Origin of the sequence: Methylophilus methylotrophus DSM 46235 = ATCC 53528, from assembly GCF_000378225.1 — a bacterium.
Taxonomy (GTDB): Bacteria; Pseudomonadota; Gammaproteobacteria; order Burkholderiales; family Methylophilaceae; genus Methylophilus; species Methylophilus methylotrophus.
Map to the genome: position 1 here is coordinate 72409 of NZ_KB905141.1, position 16233 is coordinate 88641.

Sequence of the window (16233 nt, forward strand, 5' to 3'; positions counted from 1 at the left end):
GCTAGATAACCTCAAGCTCGGCGTTGAGGGCGCCTGCTGCTTTCATGGCCTGCAAAATGGCCAGCAAGTCCTGCGGAGTGGTGCCAATCGCATTCAAGGCTTTCACCACATCAGACAGGTTTGCGCCGTTATTCAGCTTGAGTACTTTGCCTGGCTCTTTGTTGATATTGATTTCTGAGACTGCCGTCGACACTGTCTGGCCATTGGAGAATGGGCCAGGCTGGCTGATGACAGGGGAAGTGTTAATCACCACAGACAGGTTACCGTGGGAAACCGCGCAACTATCCAGCGTCACCGCCTTGTTCATGACCACGGAACCGGTACGTGCATTGAGGATAATCTTGGCGGGTGTCGCAGCCAGGGCCACGTTAATCGTTTCCAGGTTGGCCAGGAAAGAGACGCGGCTCATGCTTTCAGGCGGACGCACCTGGATCACGCGGCCGCTTTCAGCCTGCGCAGTCATGGGGCCAAACTTTTTGTTAATGGCTTCAACCACATTGTTGGCGGTGGAAAAGTCGCTTTCTTTCAATTCGAGTTTGACAATATCCTGATGCAATAAGGTATTGGGCAGGGCGCGTTCAACGGTGGCACCTTCTGAGATACGGCCTACACTTAAATGGTTGATCTGGGTCTGACTACCATTCGCCGCTGCACCTACGCCGCCAACCACCAGATTGCCTTGGGCCATGGCATAAATCTGGCCATCTGCGCCTTTTAAAGGGGTCATCAACAAGGTACCACCACGCAGGCTTTTGGCATTCCCCATGGAGGAGACAGTGACATCCAGGGTCTGACCGGGCTGGGCAAAGGCTGGTAGTGAACTGGTGACCATCACTGCTGCAATATTTTTTAGCATCAGGTTGGTGCCAGGCGGAACGGTGACGCCCATCTGATTGAGCATGCTGATGATGCTTTGTACTGTAAACGGCGTTTGTACGGTCATGTCACCGGTGCCATCCAGGCCCACCACCAAGCCGTAACCGATGAGCTGGTTACTACGGACGCCCTGAATATTGCTGATGTCCTTGATGCGCTCTGCCTGAGCAAACGGGCTGATGGCCAGCAGACCGAATGCTAGTATCAGATTTGCCAGTCCAGTGAGTAAACGGTATTTAAGTGTCTGCATGCGTCTCTCCTACAACGGAATCATGCTGAGGAAGAAGCGGGAGAACATGGAGAGTACTTCCGCAGCATCCATTTTTGTATTGCTTCGATATTCGATACGAGCATCTGCCACCTTTGTAGACACTACTTCGTTGCCGATGGTAATCAGGTCAGGGTTGACGACCCCGGAGAAGCGGACAAACTCAGTGCCCTTGTCAAAGCCAATCTGTTTTTCACCGCTGATGACCAGATAACCGTTTGGCAGTACATCAACCACGGTGGCTGTGACAGAACCATTGAAGGCATTGCTTGCATTGGCACTGGCCTTGTCTTCAAAAGAGAGCGCGGACCCGGCATTGAATGATGCTTTAGGCACGTTGTGACCAAACAGCCCGGTGATCGCACCCGTGACTGAACCATCCTTGGTTTGCTCGTTATCGGAGCCTTTGTTGGCCGAGGTATTCTCGGTAATGCGTACGGTCAGAATATCCCCGACATAACGCGGTCTGCGGTCTTCAAATAAAGGTCTGTAAGCGGCACTGTTGAAAATAGCTCCCTCTGTTCGGGCGTCCGGGCGTGCCATCGCCATGCGCGGCGTTTCCGGTTTTTGTACAATCGTCGAGGGCGTGATTGAACAGCCGTTTAACAGCTGGGATAGCGCAAGGCAGAGTAACAGGCTCATAAAGGCATTTTTCAACATTCGTATTAATCTCAGATAAACATTACATTTGCGACAGCTTTTGCAACATTTGGTCAGATGTAGTGATGGCCTTGCTGTTAATTTCGTAAGCACGCTGTGTTTGAATCATGCTAACTAGCTCTTCCACCACATTTACGTTAGAAGTTTCCACGTAGCCTTGTGTCAACAGGCCGGCGCCATTAGTCCCCGGCGTGTTGATGTTGGCATTGCCTGACGCCGTTGTCTCCACAAACATATTTTCACCTTTTGCCTGCAAGCCGGCCGGATTGATGAAGGTGGCTAACTGAAGCTGGCCTATCTGGGTGGTGGCCGTGGAGTTTGGCGTGGTAATGGAGACCACGCCATCGCGACCAACCGTAATGCTTTGTGCATTCAATGGAACATTAATCGCCGGTTGAACCGGAAAGCCACTGGCTGTCACCAGTTGCCCCTGGCTGTCGACTTGAAATGAACCATCACGCGTGTAGGCAGTCGTGCCATCTGGCAGCAAAATCTGGAAAAAGCCTTGGCCTTGAATAGCCACATCTTTATCATTGCCAGTTTGCTGCAGGTTGCCCTGGGTGAAAATGCGTTCTGTCGCTACTGGTTTGACGCCAGTGCCCAATTGCAGGCCGCTAGGCAACTGACTTTGTTGTGAGCTTTGGGCGCCAGCCTGGCGCAAATTCTGGTAAAGCAGATCTTCAAACACGGCACGTGATTTCTTAAAACCACTTGTACTGACGTTGGCCAGGTTGTTTGAAATCACGTCCATTTGCATTTGTTGTGCATCCAGACCTGTCTTGGAAATCCATAATGAGCGTATCATCGTTCACTCCTAGGGCTTAAAGCCATGTTCATACTGCAATATTAGTCCAAGCGTTAGCCATTCATACTGAAGAGCTGGTCTGCTTTTCCTGCGTTGTTTTGCGCGTTCTCCAGCATTTTCATTTGCATTTCGAATTGCCGCGCGAGACTGATCATATTGACCATGGTTTCCACCACATTCACATTACTGCTTTCGAGCGCGCCATTGGTCACTTTGACGTTCACGTCCATAGGGGCTGCCTGACCATTGCTGGTCACAAACAAGCCGTCTTCGGCACGCTTGAGCGAGGCTTCTGGCGGGTTGGTCAGCTTGATCCTGCCCAGGATGTTGGTGGCACCCGGTGCGGTTAAATCATTGACGGCGGAAATCGTGCCATCACCACCTATGCTGATAATCACATTAGGCGGGATGCTGATCGGGCCGCCATCCCCCATCACATTCATACCGGATTCGGTTTGTAGCTGGCCATTCTCATTAATCTTGAGGGAACCATTGCGGGTATAACCTTCTGAACCATCTGCCCGTTGCACTGCAATCCATCCAGGGCCTTCAACAGCGACATCCAGGTCGCGGCCTGTCTGCTGTATGCTGCCAGCCTTGTAATCGGTGCCTACTGTGGCATCGACCACAAACGCACGTGTAGGCAGGCCATCGCCCAGAACAGGCACGGCGCGAAAACTGTCCACCTGGGCTTTAAAGCCGGTGGTGGTTGCGTTTGCCAGGTTGTGGGCAGTGGTCGCCTGTTGCTCAAGAATATGCTTGGCACCAGTCATTGCGGTATAAATCAGACGGTCCATAATGCAGCCTCTATCAGAAGGTTAATCGTTAACAGTCACTATCTCATGTTGACCAGTGTTTGCATGACCTGGTCTTGGGTTTTGATTGTTTGCGCATTGGCCTGGTAGATACGCTGTGCTGTAATCATATTCACCAGTTCTGCAGTCAGGTCAACGTTAGAGTCTTCAACGGCGGAAGATTGCAATACACCTAATGTGCTGCTGCCAGGGGCACCAATCAATTCATCGCCTGATTCGAAAGTAGCCATCCACTGGTTACCGCCCAGGGATTGCAATCCGTTAGGATTGACAAAATTAGCCAGGATCACGCGTCCGAGATCCTTGGATTGACCGTTGGTGTAACGACCTTGAATAATACCGTCATCGCCAATGGTGAAGCTGGCAATACGCCCTGAAGAATAGCCATCCTGACTGAGCTTGTTCACGCTGAAAGAAGAGCCGTATTGTGTACTTTTGGAGTAATCAAAACTGATATTCATGGTAGCACCACCCGTAGCGGTAGGTGTGAATGAGATCGGGGTCACACTTGAGTTGGCTGAGTCATAGGCACCCGCATTAAATACCATGGATGGGGTCGGGGTTGGTGTCACATCCGTACCATCAACCGTTGTGTATACGCTCCAGGTGTTGGCTGCGGTTTTCACATAGTAGTTTTGGACATTATGTGAGTTACCCAGGTTGTCATAGACCGTGATCGCGGTAGAGTTGGTATAGCTGGTGGGGTCAGTTGAGCTAAATGGTGTAACGGCTTGGTCAATGTTCGCGCTGGCAGAGTTCAGGTTCAAGGTGCCGCTGATTCTAGTACTGGCCACAGGTTGTAGGTCACTGGTGTCAATCTGGATTTCTACCGGACTAGAACCGTTCAGGTTGTCTGCACTGTTGCCCATCAGGCGTTTGCCATCACTGGTCACAATATAGCCGTTCTTATCCATTTGGAACTGGCCATTACGCGTATAGGTAATCGCACCGTTGTTGCTCAAACGGAAAAAACCCGCGCCATTGATCGCGACGTCCAGTGTGTTGTTGGTAGCAGTAATGTTGCCTTGGGTAAACTGCTGGGCGACATCTGAAATTTTGGTACCAATACCGATTTGCGTTGCGCCTGCACCACTCAGTGAGGCTGCGAACACATCAGCGAATTCTGCACGAGACTGTTTAAAACCAACCGTGTTGGCGTTAGAGACGTTGTTACCAATTACTTCAAGTGCTTTGGATGCTGCGTTTAAACCACTCAAGCCTTGTGAAAAAGCCATGTTATCTCTCCTAGGTAAGGACTCAAAATATTAAGAATTAGAAAATCTCTGAGATTTCTGATGCAGACACTGTCGTGTTATTGCTTAAATTTAATTTGGCACCACTGGTGCTGGTGGTGACGCTTTGTACCTGTGCCAGGCTTAGCGAGGTACTGCTGACGGTTTTGTCAGCGGTTTTTGCCGTAATTTCATAGGAGTATTCGCCACTTGGTGCAACCGTGCCATCGTCCATTTTTCCATCCCAGCTTAATGCGTTCACACCAATATCCTGTTTGCCAAAGGTCAGCGTACGGATAGTAGCTCCAGCCCCATTTTTAATCGCGACGGACAGGCTATCTGCGCCATTAGGCACATTGACGCCAAAATAGCCGCCAGTTTCTGTATGGGTCAGCGTTTTACCTGCCACCAGAACATTGCGGCCTATCATGCTGGTTGCTTGATAGGCTTGGCCCAGTTGTACACTGCCGATCAGGCTGCTCATGGTTTCATTGAGCTTGTTGATCCCGGTCACAGTATTCAACTGCGCCATCTGGCTAGTCACCTGCGCGTTATCCATCGGGTTCAGCGGATCCTGGTTTTTCATTTGCGTGATCAGCAGGGTCATGAAACGATCCTGTGTTTCATCTGTAGTGCTGGTCTTACTGCGGGTATTCACTGAGTTCAGTAAATCCTGTGAAACCTGGTTGTTACTATTTACGGTGGTCATGCTAGTGCCCTTTCTAAAGGTTATTGACCAATATTCAATGTTTTAAGCAACATGGTTTTTGCCGCATTCATGGTTTCCACGTTGTTTTGATAGGCGCGTGAGGCTGAAATCATGTTCACCATTTCTTCAGTCACGTTGACGTTAGGCATAGTGATATAACCATCGGCATTGGCCATCGGATGTTTTGGGTCGTAGACCATTTTGCCTGGCTTGGTATCTTCAATCACACGGTCGACCTCAACCGTACTGCTTTTGTTAGCAGCGTCCTGCACCGCCTTGAACACGACTTGTTTGGACTGATAAGGCTTGCCATCAGAACTCACCACGCTGTCGGCGTTAGCCAGGTTACTGGCCACGGTGTTCAGGCGCATGGACTGCGCACTCATGGCCGAGCCGGAAATTTTGAATACGTTAAACAGAGACATGACAGACCTCCTTTAATTATTGCTGGCCATTAATGGCAGACAGCATTTTTTTAATCTGGCCACTGATCATGGTCAGGCTGGCTTCGTAGCGGATACCGTTATCCACATAGGCATTACGCTCTACGTCCATATCTACCGTGTTACCATCGACAGAACCTTGAACCACGGAGCGGAACAGCGGGTCGCTGGCACTCCCCACATACCCATTGCTGCCCTGACCATTCATATGGCTGGTATTGGTTTGTTGCATCGCGCCAGCACTGGTTGCGGGTTTGCCTGCAGTGCTCTGCTGCAGAGCAGACTGCATGGCAGACTTGAAGTCGATATCACGCGCCTTGTATTGTGGTGTATCCGCGTTGGCAATATTGGAAGCCAACAGCTCCTGACGCTGATTGCGCACGCGCAATGCCGTCTGATGAAAATTCAGTGCGGCGTCCAGTTTGTTCATCATCGTCTTGTCCTTTCCAGGCTATACTCTCAAGCCTTGTTCGAATATTTTTTCGAACCTCTAAAGTTCTTGTCATTTGCGGTCGTTAACCAGTTAAGCGGGCTTGGTTCACGCATATGACTTTTACTAGCTCTGCCTAGTGTACGCCGTCGCCTATACAATGATTCTTGAATTAAACGCAGGAAATCCTCTCTATTTCCGCAATTAAGTTTGCCACGGATGCGTAGAATGGGGCACATGAAACAACGCCCAGTCCACATTCTGATGTCAGTCATCTTCAGCCTGTTATGGTTGATGAGCTCACCTGTGCAATCGGCCGACCGCGCTGTCATTGCCAATCAGCGCGCAGTGGCTCCTGCGACTGACATGCACAGCCGCGTATATCAAACTGTATTGCAGTATGTAGAGGGCCAGACACAAGGGTATCCGGGCAAGGTGAATATTGAGATCCAGCCATTGGACAGCCGTATCCGTATCGCTGAATGCGGCTTGATGGAAGGATTTACTGTGCAAGGTGCCCGTCTGTGGGGTAAAACCCACATCGGTGTCCGTTGCCTGCAGTCTGAAACCAAACCCTGGACACTCTATGTACAGGCTGATGTCCAGGTATGGGGTGAATATGCCGTGACAGGTTTGCCAGTGAGTCAGGGTTCACCAGTGCAGACAACGGATGTGGTGATGCAGTCTGGTGATTTGAGCAAGTTACCTGCAGGAATTATTACTGATGTATCTATGCTTGATGGCAAACAGGCCGCACTCAATTTGCCACTGGGTACAGTATTAAGACCAGAGCTACTGAAGGCGATCCCGGTGATTAGGCAGGGGCAAACAGTACAGCTGAATAGCCGTGGCGACGGGTTTGTCATCACTGCAGATGGTACTGCCATGCAAACCGCGAATGTCGGCCAGGTTGTGGATGTCAAAGTTAGCAGTGGCCAGATTATCAAAGGCGTTGCACAGTCTTCTGGTAAGGTAGACGTGCGTTTTTAACCAGATGGGCAACGTTTTTTTAATTGAAAATGTCTGAAATTTACAAACATGCGATAAAAACTATATTAAGCACTAAAGTTCGCTTAAACTATGCCGATAGTACTGTTAACGAATGAGGGTGATGGATGTGATAAGCCCTGAACATATTCAAAATCAGAAGAGGTACGGCATGAACATTTCAGATTCTATTAAAAAACTGGGTGTTGGCGTAGACAAGCCAACATTGGATAAAAGTGCTGCCAATAAAGGCAGCGACAAAGCAGCAGGTGCATCCACAACTGCTGCTTCAACAGATAACGTGACCTTGTCTTCTGCATCTGTGCAGTTGCAATCGCTGGAAAGCGGGTTGGCAGCTGGCGAAGTGTTTGATGCCAACAAGGTTGAAGAAATTAAAGCTGCAATTGCTCGTGGTGACTTTTCGGTAGATACCGCTAAAGTGGCAGATGGCCTGTTGCAGAGCGTCAAAGATTTGATACAACCAAACAATAAAGGGTGACCCTCATGACTTCTGCAAATCATTTATCTTCTCAAGTCAGTTTTGAGAAAGACGCAGCGCTGGTTTCACAGCTTTTGAATGATTTGCAGTCTGAGCAGTCCGCCCTAGTGTCTGCCGATCTGGATGCCATAGAGCAGATGGTCGACAAGCGCGTTGAACTGCTGCAAGCGCTGGGCGCAGCTGCCAATGCCCGCTATGATGCGCTTGCCGCCGCGGGTTTTGAGCCTAATGAGCAGGGCATGTCTGCCTGGTTGAAAAAACAATCCAGCACTGTGCTAGAGCAGGCATGGGTCAGCTTTCAACAAAAGCTGGTCCAGGCTAAAGAGCTCAATCGCCTCAATGGCATTTTGATCAACAAAAACTTTCAGCGTAACCAGGAAAAACTGGATGCGTTGAACGGCAAGAGTGCTGCACCACAGTTTTATGGTAAAAATGGCCAAACACATCGTGCCGATACCGCACGTGGCAGTTATTCCGTTTAATCCCCGATATAAATAAAACAGCCGAAGCGATCCTTCGGCTGTTTTATTTTTAAGTCCCCACAGGTAGGCCTTAACTCAAGCTCTCCAACGTTTCCCAGCGCGTAAGTTTTTCCAGCACCAGTGCTTCTATTTCATCCAGCCTTTCCTGTAGCTGTTTGACCTTATCTGGCGCCTGTTTGTAAATATCACCTTGCGCAAATTGCGCCTGAATCTCTGCTTGCTCTTGTTCCAGCTGTTCAATTTCAGCGGGTAAAGCTTCCAGTTCCCGCTGCTCTTTGAAGCTCAGTTTCTTGCGAGCGTTAGCAGGAGGCGCAGTGCTGAACTTGTGGCTGTCATTTGCCGTAGTCGCTTGTTTGATAGCCGGTTTAGTTGCATCTTGTTGCTGCTGGCTGAAGCGTAACCAGTCATCATAACCACCGCTAAATTCTGTGAGCTTTCCCTGGCCTTCAAAAGCGATCACCTGGGTGACGGTATTTTCCAGAAAAGCGCGGTCATGGCTGACCAGGAATAGCGTACCGGGATAATCTTGTAATAGATTTTCCAGCAACTCCAGTGTATCAATATCCAGGTCATTCGTCGGTTCATCCAGCACCAGGACATTGGCTGGCCGTGCAAACAGGCGCGCAAGCAACAAACGGTTACGCTCGCCGCCTGAAAGTGATTTGACTGGCGAGCGTGCGCGTTGCGGCGCAAACAGAAAATCCTCAAGGTAACCAATCACATGCGTGCGAGTTTCGCCAATCTGCACGTAGTCTGAACCCGGACTAATGGTATCTGCTAGCGTCGCTTCCGGATCAAGCTGCTCACGCATCTGGTCAAAATAGGCAACCTGGATATTGGTGCCCAGCTGGATTTTTCCTGCTGTTGGCTGTAGCTCACCCAGGATCAATTTAAGCAGGGTGGATTTACCTACGCCATTTGGTCCTAGCAAGCCAATGCGGTCACCCCGTATGATGCGTGTGCTAAAACGCTTTATGAGCACCTTGTCGCCAAAGGCCATCTGCACGTTTTCCAGCTCGGCAATCAGTTTGCCCGAACGCTCACCGGCGTCCAACTGTAACTGGACCTGTCCCTGGCGGTCACGTCGGGCTGCTCTGTCGAGGCGTAGCTGCTCCAGCCTGCGCACGCGGCCTTCATTACGTGTCCGTCTCGCTTCAATCCCTTTACGTATCCAGACTTCTTCCTGTGCCAGAAATTTGTCAAATTTGGCCTGATGCTGGGCCTCAACGGCCAGTAATTCCGCCTTTTTGATCTGGTACTGGCTATAGTTGCCGCTAAACTCGGTCAGGTGGCCGCGATCCAGTTCGACAATCCGTGTCGACAGCCGGTCAAGAAAACGTCTGTCATGCGTAATCAGCATGACACTCCCTTGAAAGCCCAGTAGCAGTTCTTCCAGCCAGAGAATAGCCTCAAGATCCAGGTGGTTGGTGGGCTCATCCAGTAACAGGACATCAGGTGCCTGTACCAGTGCTTGCGCCAGGGCTACCCGTTTACGCCAGCCACCAGACAGTGTGGCAATTGGTGTGTCCGGGGTTAAACCCAGCCTGGAAAGTACCGATTCAATACGGGACTGCAATGCCCAGGCATTCTCCGCCTCCAGCGCCTGTTGCAGTTGCTGCAAGCGATGCAAAAGATTTTCCTCATCTTGGGCGTGGGATAATTGTTGCGAAATGTGGTGATATTCCCGCAACTGTGCCACCATCTCTCCCAGGCCCTGTGACACGGCAGTGAATACATCATGTGATGGATCCAGTGCAGGTTCCTGCGGGACATAGGCCATTTTACTGCCCGGATCTCGCCAGTATTCACCATCATCCAGTTTGATCTGCCCGGCCACTACTTTAAGCAGGCTGGATTTGCCGGTACCGTTGCGCCCGATAATGCCTACACATTCTTTATTATCAAGTTGGAAGTCGACATGGTCGAGCAAAGGCACATGACCAAAAGCCAGGCTGGCCTGTTTCAGGGTAAGTAATGGCATGATGTATTGTGAGTCACTTGAGAAAATGCCAGTGTTAATAACCTTGAAACAGGAAATCTAAAGCGGCGGTAATTTGATCGTGTGATGCAGCCAAGGAAATGACAGGTAACTTAAGAATGCGTTGCGGCACTGCGCCCATTTTTGGGGTTTCCATCAGACAGTCTACACCTTCAATATTGAAAACCGGCATCAACTGGAAGGGCAGTTTGACCTGGGGAAATTGTGCAAGATGTCGCAGTGGAACGACCATTCGGCTATCCAGACCAGCCAGCAGATCACTTTGAACATCTAGCAGATAGGGGGTGGTGGAGGCGTGGCTGCCTGTATTCACATAAACGTCAAATCTTGCCATCAGAAGCTTTTCCACTCGTCAAGAGGTAAGCCTTCAGCCTCAATAATCTGGTTGTATGCTGCAATAAACTCAGCATGTTCTTCTTGCCATTTTCTGGCTTGCGCAAGTCTAACCACTTCGCGCAGATGGTTATCGCATACTTGAGAAATATTAATGTCTAGTCGCTTTGCGTTTTCGAGGACATCCACGCTTAAGCTCAGGTTGGTTGCTCGCTTTCCACTTGTGCTGCTCTTTTGACTTGGTGTTGCTGGTGTCGTTGCTTGCATTGATATATTCCATGCGCATATTTGTATGCGCATATTTTAACGCGCATACAAATTAAAGTCCATGCGCTGAGCTAATAGGGTTAGGCGTTAGTGTAATTGTTGCGATGGTGAGGGGGCGTGTATGCTCTCAGACGATATTTCTTTACCACGTAATGAAATCGCAGGAGCAGGGCGTTTATCCAGCGTGTATTCCTCCACCCAGCGCTGCAAATCTTGCTTGATTTGAGTTTCTTGCAAATTTGGAATGTTAGTCAACCATTCCAGCAGATTGGTTAACCAATCTGCATCTGCGCTGCGTGCTTGCGCAATACGCAACTTCTCATGGCTGGTCGGCAAAGTGTTTTCGTCATCAGCCAGCAACTCTTCGTAGAGCTTCTCACCGGGACGTAAGCCGGTGAACTCAATCCGGATATCTTGCTCTTGCAGGCCGGATAACTTGATCATGTCCCGTGCAAGGTCAACAATCTTGACCGGCGTACCCATATCCAGCACAAAAACTTCACCACCATTACCCATGGTCGCGGCCTGCAAAACCAGTTGGGCAGCTTCAGGAATAGACATGAAATAACGTGTAATTTCAGGGTGAGTAATGGTGATGGGCCCGCCATGCGCAATCTGCTCACGGAATTTGGGAATCACACTGCCGCTACTACCCAGCACATTGCCAAAACGGACCGTAATAAAACGCGTATGCGAATTTTTTTTGTGCTGTAACCCTTGGCAAATTAATTCGGCCAACCGCTTGCTGGCACCCATAACATTGGTTGGATTCACTGCTTTGTCTGTCGAAACCAGTACAAATGTAGGTACACCTGCTGCCTGACATGCAGACGCAATCTGGTAGGTGCCATGTGCGTTGTTTTGCAAGGCCTCGACCACATTAAAATGTTCCATCATCGGTACGTGTTTGTATGCCCCGGCATGTAACACTACGTCCGGTTGATGGCCTTGCAGAATGCGCTGAATACGGAGTTGATTCTTTACATCTGCAACAAGATAGACCAGCTCAGTGTTCGTTCCCCACTGATTAAACTCCTGCTGTAAGGTGTAAAGTGCGTATTCTGAAATATCCAAACAAATAAGCTGGGTCGGGTGAAAACTGAGGATTTGGCGGCAGAGTTCTGAACCAATCGAACCTGCTGCGCCTGAAACCAGGACAACTTTATTTGCCAGCATGGCGCTTAAGCCATGCGTGTCTAGCTGTACTACATCACGTCCAAGCAAGTCTTCAACATCAATTTTGCGGATCTGCGACAAACTCACGCGGCCACTGATCAGGTCAGACATCGCTGGTAAGGTTAATACCTCCATGCCTTCAACTTCGTTGGCCGCTTCTACTGCCAGCCGCCGTTTTTCATGCCGACTGCCCGGCATGGCAATCATGCAATGCTGGCAGCCATGTCGCGCCGCGATATGTTCAATGTCTTCCAGATTGCCTTCAATCTTGGTATGCATGATTTCACGGCCGACCAGTTTATTACTGGGATCTATCATCGCCACCACACGCCACTCGGGGCTTTTGCTGAGTTCTTTGATCAGGTTAAAAGAGGCATCTTCTACACCAATGACAATCACTGGTTTGCCTTGCGCAGCCGTGACGTTAAACAGGCGGCGCTCTTTCCATGCACGATAGGCAAACCGGCTGCCTCCCATAAATAAGATAAGAAGCAGGGGATTCATGACCAGCACCGAGCGTGGAATGATTAATTCCGGCTGCAAGGAAAATGCACCCAAACTCAATAACACCGATGAAATGGCCACGGCCTTGATAATGCGCTTCAAGTCAGGGATGCTGGCAAAGCGCCAAATGCCACGATAGAGCCCGACATAATAAAATGTAGATATCTCAATCAGCACCACTACAGGCAACATCATGAGTACTGACTGGTAAAATTGATCTGGAATAGAAAAGTTGAAACGTAAAGCATATGCTGTCATCCATACTAGGCAAGCCGCTACCAGATCATGCAAGATAGCCAAAGGAATGAGCAATCGACGGAGACTATTTTTCATGGTGGCTAACCCTGGTATTTGGCCAATAGGGTATTGATTAATTTGACTGCCTGATCAACCTGGTCATCGGTAATGGTAGGATGCGCTAGCAAACAAAATGCACGCTCAGCGTAATATTTTGCGTTCTTCATTCTTTGGCCATCATAGTAAGATTCAAACGCCTTTTCCAGATATATTTCGCTGCAAGCTCCTGAAAAACAGGGTAATCCCATCTCAGAGAGACTTGCAACGAATTCATTGCGGAACGAGTGGTTTTCAGCGTCAGACTGGTTCTTCAGCTCAATTAAGCCATACACCCTGTAATAAGCATGTGTGACATCAGAATGTGACACAGAGGGAACCCTGATAAATGAGGCTTGCGATAATGCAGCGACCAGTTTTTGCGCAATGATATTTCTGCGACTAATCCATGCATCAAGCTTTGCTAATTGCTTGAGACCTATGGCAGCTTGCACTTCGGTCAGGCGGAAGTTGGAACCAGCGGTATGGGTATACCAGCGGAATCCCGGAGGATGTTGCTGGTGAAAAACGGCATCAAAGTCTCTGCCAATATCCTTGTAGGCCCAGGCGGCCTTGTAAGCCTGTTCATCATCAAGTACCAGCATGCCACCTTCTCCCCCGGTGGAGATGATTTTGTCCTGGCAGAAGCTGAAAATGGCTGCATGGCCCCATCCCCCCACTTTGACATTGGCGATCGAGGCGCCATGTGCCTGGGCGCAGTCCTCAATGACTTTGATATTGTGTTGATGCGCCAGCTGCATAATGCCTGGCATATCGCAGGGCAATCCTCCGATATGCACCGGGATCACCGCTTTTGTTTTTTTAGTAATGTGGGGCGCAATGGTTTCAGCGCTCAGGTTACCGCTGGCAATATCCACATCTGCAAAAACCGGGGTTGCGCCTACAATTAATACGCAACTGGCACTGGCAACATAACTGCGGCAGGCGACGATCACTTCATCACCCGGGCCTATATTGAATGCCCGTAATGCAAGCTCTAGCGCCACAGTACCATTGGATAAGGCGATGCCAAAGCGTTTATCTACAGAAAGGGCGTATTCTTGCTCAAACCGTTTTCCGATTTCACCGGTCCAGTAATTCACCTTTCCGGATAGCAAAACAGCTGTGGCATCTTCTATTTCATCTTGCTCATAATAGGGCCAGGGAGAAAGCGCAGGGTGATTTAGCATTTATTAATCAGTCATTCAGCCTATTGTTCTTGCGGGAGTGCCAACATATATACCAGCATTCAAAATGTCCTTGGTCACCACCGCACCGGCGCCGATTGTAACATGGTCCGCAATGCGCAGGCCGGGTAACACCACGGCACCTGCACCAATCAGCACATGATTGCCTATGGTCACGCCCCCCCCCAGCACTGCATTGGGCGCTATGTGGCAAAAATTCCCCACGTTGCAGTCATGATCGACAATGGCGCCGTGGTTAATAATGTTGTGTAAGCCTACCTGTGCCTCTGGACCGATAATCGCGTGAGCCGCCAGGAAAGATCCACCTTCATTTACCCTCGCAGAACACGCAATACTTGCCATCGGGTGGATAACGTTAAAGAAAGCGTGATTGTTAAATGCCAGCGAAAGCTTTTCTCGTATCATGCTGTTGCCTATGGCCAGGTGCAATACAGCGTCTGAGGAAAGGGAAGCCGGGCTAAAAACGGGTAGCCTTGCCCACTCCTGCAGGGGTTTGTCATCGACAAAGCCTACACAGGCGTTACCTGATTTTTGCCAGGCATCCAATACCACCTTGCCATGTCCACCAGCACCATAAAAATAGTGGCTCATCAGTCGTTCCCGGTAAATTTAGGCATGGTGGCTTCTCCCTTGGCGCTAATGCCTTCGCGCACAAATATTTTTTTAATAGTAAGCAAGATAATCTTGATATCCAGCCATAGACTTTGGTGGTCAACATACCAGCTGTCAAGCATGAATTTATCCTGCCAGCTAATTGCATTTCGCCCGTTGATTTGCGCCCATCCTGTCAGCCCCGGTTTTACCAGATGCCTGCGTGCCTGCTGGGCATTGTACAAAGGCAAATACTCCGTCAAAAGAGGGCGTGGACCAACCAGACTCATATCCCCCTTAAGAATGGCCCACAAATTTGGCAACTCATCCAGACTGGTAGATCTCAGAAAGTTTCCAAATTTTGTCAACCGCATGGCATCCGGTAATGGGGATCCATTGGCATCCAGTGCGTCTGTCATACTTCTGAATTTGTAAATTCTAAATGGTTTGCCGAGGTAACCTGGACGCGTCTGGCTAAAAATCACCGGTTTACCTAACCGCCAGCGTACTAGCAATGCAATGACCAGCATGAGAGGCCAGAGCAACGACAATGCCATCACAACCAGCAGGATATCCATCAAACGCTTGATCATGCCAAAACTTTCCCATAAAAGTCACACCACGCTTGCGTGATCACTTGACTATCAAAGTGCTGGATGGCGCGCTGTTGTGCCGCGGTGGCCAGTGATTGGTACAATGGCTTGTCAGCATAAATCTGTTGCATTTTTAAGCAAATGTCATCTACGTCGCCAGCGACATGCAGCAATCCTGTCTGGTTTTCAGCGACGGCGTCTGTAATGCCATAAATTCGTGAAGCGATGGCTGGGATACCACAACTGGCTGCTTCGATGATCACCGTGCCGAATCCCTCCCGGTAACTTGGCAGGCATAATACATCGGCCGCGGCCATAAATTGTTCCGGAGTGTTGGTGTAGTCAATAAAGCGGATATTCGAGCGTAGGAAGTCAGGTAGTTGGCTGATTTTTTTTTGCATATCCTGTTCATCCGGACCCACAAACAGCAGGCCACTGTTAGGCAAGTTTGCTCGTATATATGCTTGAGCGAGCTCCAGAATCCCTTTGTCGTGGTTAAGTCGACCTAAAAACAAAAACAGGAAAGTCTCTTCGGTAAAATTAAGCGCTGACCTGACCTGTTGCCTGGCAATTCTGTCTGGTTTAAATTTTTGGCTATCAACGCCTGCAATCGAACCTATGCCGAATACAAGAGCCTTTTGCCTGGAGATGACTCGCTCTTTGCCCAAGAAATCGCGCTGTGACGGACTGTCCACAATTACGTGCGTGGAAAAAGCGGATATGCATTTATCCATACACTTGAGCAATAATCTAGGCAGACCGCGTTTATTTGCCCACACCTGACCTGTAAAAGTATGCGTACGCACGGGTACACCACTCAAGAAGCCGGCTAACATGGCAAGCAGTCCAGCTTTGGGTGTGACACTGTGCACGGCATCAAACTGATTTTTTCTGAAGTGCCATACCAACTCAAGCAAAGATTTAATATCATTCAGAGGATGTATTTTGCGGGTAATCGGCATGGGAACGACTGTGGCCGTGACCCGTGTTCTGCGAGAAAGGACGGATCATCAGTGCCTACAA

19 protein-coding genes and 1 pseudogene are annotated in these 16233 nt (G+C 49.5%); 3 read left to right on the top strand and 17 right to left on the bottom strand.

The window, feature by feature from the left end:
• Position 1 precedes the first annotated feature (1 nt).
• From F463_RS0100335 to flgB, 8 genes are read right to left on the bottom strand one after another with little or no spacing between them, the layout of a single operon-like run.
• Positions 2–1126, bottom strand: a complete 1125-nt coding sequence (locus F463_RS0100335; RefSeq protein WP_018985038.1) for a flagellar basal body P-ring protein FlgI — start codon at positions 1124–1126, stop codon at positions 2–4.
• Between the two features lie 9 nt (positions 1127–1135).
• The gene (locus tag F463_RS0100340) at positions 1136–1786 is read right to left on the bottom strand and encodes a flagellar basal body L-ring protein FlgH (protein ID WP_033413067.1); all 651 of its coding nucleotides are present in this window, start codon (positions 1784–1786) and stop codon (positions 1136–1138) included.
• A 40-nt stretch (positions 1787–1826) separates the two neighbouring features.
• Entirely contained in the window at positions 1827–2609 is a 783-nt protein-coding gene (gene flgG, locus F463_RS0100345) for a flagellar basal-body rod protein FlgG (protein ID WP_018985040.1), read from the bottom strand.
• 53 nt (positions 2610–2662) lie between these two features.
• Positions 2663–3406, bottom strand: coding sequence for a flagellar basal-body rod protein FlgF (gene flgF / locus F463_RS0100350; protein ID WP_018985041.1), 744 nt, complete (start codon positions 3404–3406; stop codon positions 2663–2665).
• Positions 3407–3444: 38 nt separating this feature from the next.
• The gene (gene flgE, locus F463_RS0100355; RefSeq protein WP_018985042.1) at positions 3445–4659 is read right to left on the bottom strand and encodes a flagellar hook protein FlgE; all 1215 of its coding nucleotides are present in this window, start codon (positions 4657–4659) and stop codon (positions 3445–3447) included.
• A 37-nt stretch (positions 4660–4696) separates the two neighbouring features.
• Positions 4697–5365 (bottom strand): flagellar hook assembly protein FlgD, encoded by a 669-nt coding sequence (locus tag F463_RS0100360; RefSeq protein WP_018985043.1) that lies wholly within the window; start codon positions 5363–5365, stop codon positions 4697–4699.
• Positions 5366–5385: 20 nt separating this feature from the next.
• The gene (gene flgC / locus F463_RS0100365; protein ID WP_018985044.1) at positions 5386–5790 is read right to left on the bottom strand and encodes a flagellar basal body rod protein FlgC; all 405 of its coding nucleotides are present in this window, start codon (positions 5788–5790) and stop codon (positions 5386–5388) included.
• A gap of 16 nt (positions 5791–5806) precedes the next feature.
• Positions 5807–6241 (bottom strand): flagellar basal body rod protein FlgB, encoded by a 435-nt coding sequence (gene flgB / locus F463_RS0100370; RefSeq protein ID WP_018985045.1) that lies wholly within the window; start codon positions 6239–6241, stop codon positions 5807–5809.
• A gap of 234 nt (positions 6242–6475) precedes the next feature.
• Between flgB and flgA the strand changes: the two genes are divergently transcribed.
• The 3 genes from flgA to F463_RS0100385 all read left to right on the top strand — a co-directional run bounded on the left by flgA (position 6476) and on the right by F463_RS0100385 (position 8206).
• A complete protein-coding gene (gene flgA, locus F463_RS0100375) occupies positions 6476–7228 on the top strand; it encodes a flagellar basal body P-ring formation chaperone FlgA (RefSeq protein WP_018985046.1) in 753 nt (250 codons plus the stop codon).
• A gap of 169 nt (positions 7229–7397) precedes the next feature.
• Positions 7398–7724 (top strand): flagellar biosynthesis anti-sigma factor FlgM, encoded by a 327-nt coding sequence (gene flgM, locus F463_RS0100380; protein WP_026295170.1) that lies wholly within the window; start codon positions 7398–7400, stop codon positions 7722–7724.
• Positions 7725–7729: 5 nt separating this feature from the next.
• Complete coding sequence (locus F463_RS0100385; RefSeq protein WP_018985048.1) at positions 7730–8206, top strand: flagella synthesis protein FlgN; 477 nt, start codon at positions 7730–7732, stop codon at positions 8204–8206.
• Between the two features lie 70 nt (positions 8207–8276).
• Here the strand turns inward: F463_RS0100385 and F463_RS0100390 are convergent, their stop codons facing one another.
• From F463_RS0100390 to F463_RS15220, 9 genes and pseudogenes are all read right to left on the bottom strand, one after another.
• A complete protein-coding gene (locus F463_RS0100390; protein WP_018985049.1) occupies positions 8277–10187 on the bottom strand; it encodes an ATP-binding cassette domain-containing protein in 1911 nt (636 codons plus the stop codon).
• Positions 10188–10221: 34 nt separating this feature from the next.
• On the bottom strand, positions 10222–10539 hold the full coding sequence (locus F463_RS0100395; protein WP_018985050.1) for a CcdB family protein: 318 nt from the start codon (positions 10537–10539) through the stop codon (positions 10222–10224).
• Positions 10539–10805 carry a type II toxin-antitoxin system CcdA family antitoxin gene (locus F463_RS0100400; RefSeq protein ID WP_018985051.1) on the bottom strand — a complete coding sequence of 89 codons (267 nt, stop codon included), beginning with the start codon at positions 10803–10805 and terminating at the stop codon, positions 10539–10541. The genes F463_RS0100395 and F463_RS0100400 overlap by 1 nt, the downstream gene beginning before the upstream one ends.
• Before the next feature lie 87 nt (positions 10806–10892).
• Complete coding sequence (locus F463_RS0100405) at positions 10893–12818, bottom strand: polysaccharide biosynthesis protein (RefSeq protein WP_026295171.1); 1926 nt, start codon at positions 12816–12818, stop codon at positions 10893–10895.
• 5 nt (positions 12819–12823) lie between these two features.
• Positions 12824–14008: a DegT/DnrJ/EryC1/StrS family aminotransferase gene (locus F463_RS0100410; RefSeq protein WP_018985053.1), complete on the bottom strand. Its 1185-nt coding sequence runs from the start codon at positions 14006–14008 to the stop codon at positions 12824–12826.
• A 15-nt stretch (positions 14009–14023) separates the two neighbouring features.
• Positions 14024–14617: an acetyltransferase gene (locus F463_RS0100415; RefSeq protein ID WP_018985054.1), complete on the bottom strand. Its 594-nt coding sequence runs from the start codon at positions 14615–14617 to the stop codon at positions 14024–14026.
• Positions 14617–15210: a sugar transferase gene (locus tag F463_RS0100420; RefSeq protein WP_018985055.1), complete on the bottom strand. Its 594-nt coding sequence runs from the start codon at positions 15208–15210 to the stop codon at positions 14617–14619. The genes F463_RS0100415 and F463_RS0100420 overlap by 1 nt, the downstream gene beginning before the upstream one ends.
• Positions 15207–15860: a glycosyltransferase family 4 protein gene (locus F463_RS14455; RefSeq protein ID WP_281163701.1), complete on the bottom strand. Its 654-nt coding sequence runs from the start codon at positions 15858–15860 to the stop codon at positions 15207–15209. Before F463_RS14455 ends, F463_RS0100420 begins: the two co-directional genes overlap by 4 nt.
• Positions 15843–16187 (bottom strand): annotated as a pseudogene (locus F463_RS15220) (glycosyltransferase); the annotation flags it as partial. The pseudogene F463_RS15220 and the gene F463_RS14455, both read right to left, overlap by 18 nt.
• Positions 16188–16233: the final 46 nt, after the last annotated feature.

Coding starts and splice junctions, on each gene's coding strand:
- F463_RS0100335 (WP_018985038.1), bottom strand. CDS start 1,126: ATGCAGACACTTAAATACCGTTTACTCACTGGACTGGCAAATCTGATA.
- F463_RS0100340 (WP_033413067.1), bottom strand. CDS start 1,786: ATGAGCCTGTTACTCTGCCTTGCGCTATCCCAGCTGTTAAACGGCTGT.
- flgG (WP_018985040.1), bottom strand. CDS start 2,609: ATGATACGCTCATTATGGATTTCCAAGACAGGTCTGGATGCACAACAA.
- flgF (WP_018985041.1), bottom strand. CDS start 3,406: ATGGACCGTCTGATTTATACCGCAATGACTGGTGCCAAGCATATTCTT.
- flgE (WP_018985042.1), bottom strand. CDS start 4,659: ATGGCTTTTTCACAAGGCTTGAGTGGTTTAAACGCAGCATCCAAAGCA.
- F463_RS0100360 (WP_018985043.1), bottom strand. CDS start 5,365: ATGACCACCGTAAATAGTAACAACCAGGTTTCACAGGATTTACTGAAC.
- flgC (WP_018985044.1), bottom strand. CDS start 5,790: ATGTCTCTGTTTAACGTATTCAAAATTTCCGGCTCGGCCATGAGTGCG.
- flgB (WP_018985045.1), bottom strand. CDS start 6,241: ATGATGAACAAACTGGACGCCGCACTGAATTTTCATCAGACGGCATTG.
- flgA (WP_018985046.1), top strand. CDS start 6,476: ATGAAACAACGCCCAGTCCACATTCTGATGTCAGTCATCTTCAGCCTG.
- flgM (WP_026295170.1), top strand. CDS start 7,398: ATGAACATTTCAGATTCTATTAAAAAACTGGGTGTTGGCGTAGACAAG.
- F463_RS0100385 (WP_018985048.1), top strand. CDS start 7,730: ATGACTTCTGCAAATCATTTATCTTCTCAAGTCAGTTTTGAGAAAGAC.
- F463_RS0100390 (WP_018985049.1), bottom strand. CDS start 10,187: ATGCCATTACTTACCCTGAAACAGGCCAGCCTGGCTTTTGGTCATGTG.
- F463_RS0100395 (WP_018985050.1), bottom strand. CDS start 10,539: ATGGCAAGATTTGACGTTTATGTGAATACAGGCAGCCACGCCTCCACC.
- F463_RS0100400 (WP_018985051.1), bottom strand. CDS start 10,805: ATGCAAGCAACGACACCAGCAACACCAAGTCAAAAGAGCAGCACAAGT.
- F463_RS0100405 (WP_026295171.1), bottom strand. CDS start 12,818: ATGAAAAATAGTCTCCGTCGATTGCTCATTCCTTTGGCTATCTTGCAT.
- F463_RS0100410 (WP_018985053.1), bottom strand. CDS start 14,008: ATGCTAAATCACCCTGCGCTTTCTCCCTGGCCCTATTATGAGCAAGAT.
- F463_RS0100415 (WP_018985054.1), bottom strand. CDS start 14,617: ATGAGCCACTATTTTTATGGTGCTGGTGGACATGGCAAGGTGGTATTG.
- F463_RS0100420 (WP_018985055.1), bottom strand. CDS start 15,210: ATGATCAAGCGTTTGATGGATATCCTGCTGGTTGTGATGGCATTGTCG.